The sequence below is a fragment of the Herbaspirillum autotrophicum genome (assembly GCF_001189915.1).
Lineage (GTDB): Bacteria > Pseudomonadota > Gammaproteobacteria > Burkholderiales > Burkholderiaceae_D > Herbaspirillum > Herbaspirillum autotrophicum.
In genome coordinates, this window is sequence record NZ_LFLS01000071.1 from 1 (window position 1) to 5350 (window position 5350).

Annotated in this window: 2 tRNA genes and 2 rRNA genes; all 4 read left to right on the top strand. The window is 50.4% G+C overall.

The window, feature by feature from the left end:
- The first annotated feature begins 206 nt into the window (after positions 1–206).
- A 16S ribosomal RNA gene (locus AKL27_RS26745) occupies positions 207–1739 on the top strand.
- Between the two features lie 115 nt (positions 1740–1854).
- Positions 1855–1931, top strand: a tRNA-Ile gene (locus AKL27_RS26750).
- A 9-nt stretch (positions 1932–1940) separates the two neighbouring features.
- Positions 1941–2016: transfer RNA gene (locus tag AKL27_RS26755), tRNA-Ala, on the top strand.
- A gap of 280 nt (positions 2017–2296) precedes the next feature.
- Positions 2297–5171 (top strand): 23S ribosomal RNA (locus AKL27_RS26760).
- The 16S and 23S rRNA genes sit together here with 2 tRNA genes alongside, the layout of an rRNA operon.
- Positions 5172–5350: the final 179 nt, after the last annotated feature.

Consider the following 5350-nt stretch of genomic DNA (forward strand, 5'->3'; position numbering starts at 1 on the left):
AAGTCGGACCGCGGCGGCAGAAAAGGTTCTTTAAAAATTAACAGTCGATAAGCGTGGGCGTTTAATGGAAAGCGACAGACTTCGGTCTGGAAACTTTAAATATTAAATGCTCACAAAGAAAGAAAAATAGGTAAGAAATTATCTGTCAGTATTTTGAGTGAGTGACCGGTTCGAAAGAACCAGCCAGCAATGGCAAAACAGAGATTGAACTGAAGAGTTTGATCCTGGCTCAGATTGAACGCTGGCGGCATGCCTTACACATGCAAGTCGAACGGCAGCACGGGAGCTTGCTCCTGGTGGCGAGTGGCGAACGGGTGAGTAATATATCGGAACGTGCCCTAGAGTGGGGGATAACTAGTCGAAAGATTAGCTAATACCGCATACGATCTACGGATGAAAGTGGGGGATCGCAAGACCTCATGCTCGTGGAGCGGCCGATATCTGATTAGCTAGTTGGTGAGGTAAAGGCTCACCAAGGCATCGATCAGTAGCTGGTCTGAGAGGACGACCAGCCACACTGGGACTGAGACACGGCCCAGACTCCTACGGGAGGCAGCAGTGGGGAATTTTGGACAATGGGGGCAACCCTGATCCAGCAATGCCGCGTGAGTGAAGAAGGCCTTCGGGTTGTAAAGCTCTTTTGTCAGGGAAGAAACGGTGAGGGCTAATATCCTTTGCTAATGACGGTACCTGAAGAATAAGCACCGGCTAACTACGTGCCAGCAGCCGCGGTAATACGTAGGGTGCAAGCGTTAATCGGAATTACTGGGCGTAAAGCGTGCGCAGGCGGTTATACAAGACAGATGTGAAATCCCCGGGCTCAACCTGGGAATTGCATTTGTGACTGTATGGCTAGAGTGTGTCAGAGGGGGGTAGAATTCCACGTGTAGCAGTGAAATGCGTAGATATGTGGAGGAATACCGATGGCGAAGGCAGCCCCCTGGGATAACACTGACGCTCATGCACGAAAGCGTGGGGAGCAAACAGGATTAGATACCCTGGTAGTCCACGCCCTAAACGATGTCTACTAGTTGTCGGGTCTTAATTGACTTGGTAACGCAGCTAACGCGTGAAGTAGACCGCCTGGGGAGTACGGTCGCAAGATTAAAACTCAAAGGAATTGACGGGGACCCGCACAAGCGGTGGATGATGTGGATTAATTCGATGCAACGCGAAAAACCTTACCTACCCTTGACATGTACGGAATCCTGAAGAGATTTGGGAGTGCTCGAAAGAGAACCGTAACACAGGTGCTGCATGGCTGTCGTCAGCTCGTGTCGTGAGATGTTGGGTTAAGTCCCGCAACGAGCGCAACCCTTGTCATTAGTTGCTACGAAAGGGCACTCTAATGAGACTGCCGGTGACAAACCGGAGGAAGGTGGGGATGACGTCAAGTCCTCATGGCCCTTATGGGTAGGGCTTCACACGTCATACAATGGTACATACAGAGGGCCGCCAACCCGCGAGGGGGAGCTAATCCCAGAAAGTGTATCGTAGTCCGGATTGTAGTCTGCAACTCGACTACATGAAGTTGGAATCGCTAGTAATCGCGGATCAGCATGTCGCGGTGAATACGTTCCCGGGTCTTGTACACACCGCCCGTCACACCATGGGAGCGGGTTCTGCCAGAAGTAGTTAGCCTAACCGTAAGGAGGGCGATTACCACGGCAGGGTTCGTGACTGGGGTGAAGTCGTAACAAGGTAGCCGTATCGGAAGGTGCGGCTGGATCACCTCCTTTCTAGAGTGCGCAAGAAGTTAAGCGTCCACACTTATCGGCTGTTAATAAGAAGAACAGTTATTCGGTTGCGGCGGCAGGCCATGCTTGTCGGTGACTGCTGATTACTGATCCAAGCGGGTCTGTAGCTCAGCTGGTTAGAGCACCGTGTTGATAACGCGGGGGTCGTTGGTTCGAGCCCAACCAGACCCACCAAAGAGTTTCGGGGGTTTAGCTCAGCTGGGAGAGCACCTGCTTTGCAAGCAGGGGGTCGTCGGTTCGATCCCGTCAACCTCCACCAGAAACATCAAACCTAAGTCGCACTATGCGTGTGGATTTAGGTTTGGTCTTTTACGATCAATAGCTGTTTTGTTCTTTAACAATCTGGAAGAAGTAAAGAATTCGTCAACGACGATTACCAGGGTTTCGACTCTTGTATGAATTGTTGATGGGTGTGATTGTATCAATCAAAGTATTACGAAGTGATCTTAGCAATTAGAAGACTTACTTTGGCAATACGGCAAACGCTAAACTCAAAATTTTCTATAACGCGTTTCTGGAAACAGAGGCTAACGTTATAGGAACAAGTGACTAAGTGCACATGGTGGATGCCTTGGCGATTACAGGCGATGAAGGACGTAGTAGCTTGCGATAAGCTGCGGGGAGCTAGCAAACAAGCTTTGATCCGCAGATTTCCGAATGGGGAAACCCACCCTTTTAGGGTATCACTGACTGAATACATAGGTCTGTGAGGCGAACGCGGCGAACTGAAACATCTAAGTAGCTGCAGGAAAAGAAATCAACCGAGATTCCCAAAGTAGTGGCGAGCGAAATGGGACCAGCCTGCAAGATTTAGCATTTTTGATAGTGGAACGGAATGGAAAGTCCGGCCATAGAGGGTGATAGCCCCTTACACGAAATCATTAGTGTGGAACTAGGCTTGCGACAAGTAGGGCGGGACACGTGAAATCCTGTCTGAACATGGGGGGACCATCCTCCAAGGCTAAATACTCGTAATCGACCGATAGTGAACCAGTACCGTGAGGGAAAGGCGAAAAGAACCCCGGAAGGGGAGTGAAATAGATCCTGAAACCGTGTGCATACAAACAGTAGGAGCCTCGCAAGGGGTGACTGCGTACCTTTTGTATAATGGGTCAGCGACTTACATTCAGTGGCAAGCTTAACCGAATAGGGAAGGCGTAGAGAAATCGAGTCCGAATAGGGCGTTCAGTCGCTGGGTGTAGACCCGAAACCAAGTGATCTACTCATGGCCAGGTTGAAGGTGCGGTAACACGCACTGGAGGACCGAACCCACTAATGTTGAAAAATTAGGGGATGAGCTGTGGGTAGGGGTGAAAGGCTAAACAAACTTGGAAATAGCTGGTTCTCTCCGAAAACTATTTAGGTAGTGCCTCAAGTATCACCATCGGGGGTAGAGCACTGTTATGGCTAGGGGGTCATCGCGACTTACCAACCCATTGCAAACTCCGAATACCGATGAGTGCGAGCTTGGGAGACAGACGTCGGGTGCTAACGTCCGGCGTCAAGAGGGAAACAACCCAGACCGCCAGCTAAGGTCCCAAAGATTGGCTAAGTGGAAAACGAAGTGGGAAGGCTAAAACAGTCAGGAGGTTGGCTTAGAAGCAGCCATCCTTTAAAGAAAGCGTAATAGCTCACTGATCGAGTCGTCCTGCGCGGAAGATGTAACGGGGCTAAGCCAGTCACCGAAGCTGCGGATATCAATTTATTGATATGGTAGGAGAGCGTTCTGTAAGCCTGCGAAGGTGTCTTGTAAAGGATGCTGGAGGTATCAGAAGTGCGAATGCTGACATGAGTAGCGATAATGGGGGTGAAAAGCCTCCACGCCGTAAGCCCAAGGTTTCCTGTTCAACGTTCATCGGAGCAGGGTGAGTCGGCCCCTAAGGCGAGGCAGAGATGCGTAGCTGATGGGAAGCAGGTTAATATTCCTGCACCGTCGTTAGATGCGATGGGGGGACGGATCGCGGAAGGTTGTCCGGGTGTTGGAAGTCCCGGTTTCTGTATCAGAGAAGGCTGTTAGGCAAATCCGGCAGCGTAATTCAAGGGTATGGGACGAGTGAACTTGTTCACGAAGCAATCGGAAGTGGTTCCAAGAAAAGCCTCTAAGCTTCAGTCTAACGAGACCGTACCGCAAACCGACACAGGTGGGCGAGATGAGTATTCTAAGGCGCTTGAGAGAACTCGGGAGAAGGAACTCGGCAAATTTGTACCGTAACTTCGGGATAAGGTACGCCCTAGTAGTTTGACAGGCCTGCGCTTGAAGGACGAAAGGGTTGCAATAAAAAGGTGGCTGCGACTGTTTAATAAAAACACAGCACTCTGCAAACACGAAAGTGGACGTATAGGGTGTGACGCCTGCCCGGTGCTGGAAGATTAAATGATGGGGTGCAAGCTCTTGATTGAAGTCCCAGTAAACGGCGGCCGTAACTATAACGGTCCTAAGGTAGCGAAATTCCTTGTCGGGTAAGTTCCGACCTGCACGAATGGCGTAACGATGGCCACACTGTCTCCTCCCGAGACTCAGCGAAGTTGAAATGTTTGTGATGATGCAATCTACCCGCGGCTAGACGGAAAGACCCCATGAACCTTTACTGTAGCTTTGCATTGGACTTTGAACCAATCTGTGTAGGATAGGTGGGAGGCTTTGAAGCGGGGACGCTAGTTCTCGTGGAGCCATCCTTGAAATACCACCCTGGTTTGTTTGAGGTTCTAACCTTGGTCCGTTATCCGGATCGGGGACAGTGCATGGTAGGCAGTTTGACTGGGGCGGTCTCCTCCCAAAGTGTAACGGAGGAGTTCGAAGGTACGCTAGGTACGGTCGGACATCGTGCTAATAGTGCAATGGCATAAGCGTGCTTAACTGCGAGACTGACAAGTCGAGCAGGTACGAAAGTAGGACATAGTGATCCGGTGGTTCTGTATGGAAGGGCCATCGCTCAACGGATAAAAGGTACTCTGGGGATAACAGGCTGATTCCTCCCAAGAGTTCATATCGACGGGGGAGTTTGGCACCTCGATGTCGGCTCATCACATCCTGGGGCTGTAGCCGGTCCCAAGGGTATGGCTGTTCGCCATTTAAAGTGGTACGTGAGCTGGGTTTAAAACGTCGTGAGACAGTTTGGTCCCTATCTGCCGTGGGCGTTGGAAGTTTGAAGGGGGCTGCTCCTAGTACGAGAGGACCGGAGTGGACGAACCTCTGGTGTATCGGTTGTCACGCCAGTGGCATTGCCGAGTAGCTAAGTTCGGAAGAGATAACCGCTGAAAGCATCTAAGCGGGAAACTCGCCTTAAGATGAGACTTCCCGGGAACTAGATTCCCCTAAAGGGTCGTTCGAGACCAGGACGTTGATAGGTCAGGTGTGGAAGTGCAGTAATGCATTAAGCTAACTGATACTAATTGCCCGTGCGGCTTGTTCCTATAACATTAGCTTGTTATAGCTTTAGAGATTTATGTGTTTGCCTTGAGCATCACACCCAATATAATTTACTTCTTCCCAGATTGCGTTGTTTGACAATCCCAGTTTCAACGGGACTCAAATGACACTACAAGTTATGCCTGATGACTATAGCAAGTTGGTACCACCCCTTCCCATCCCG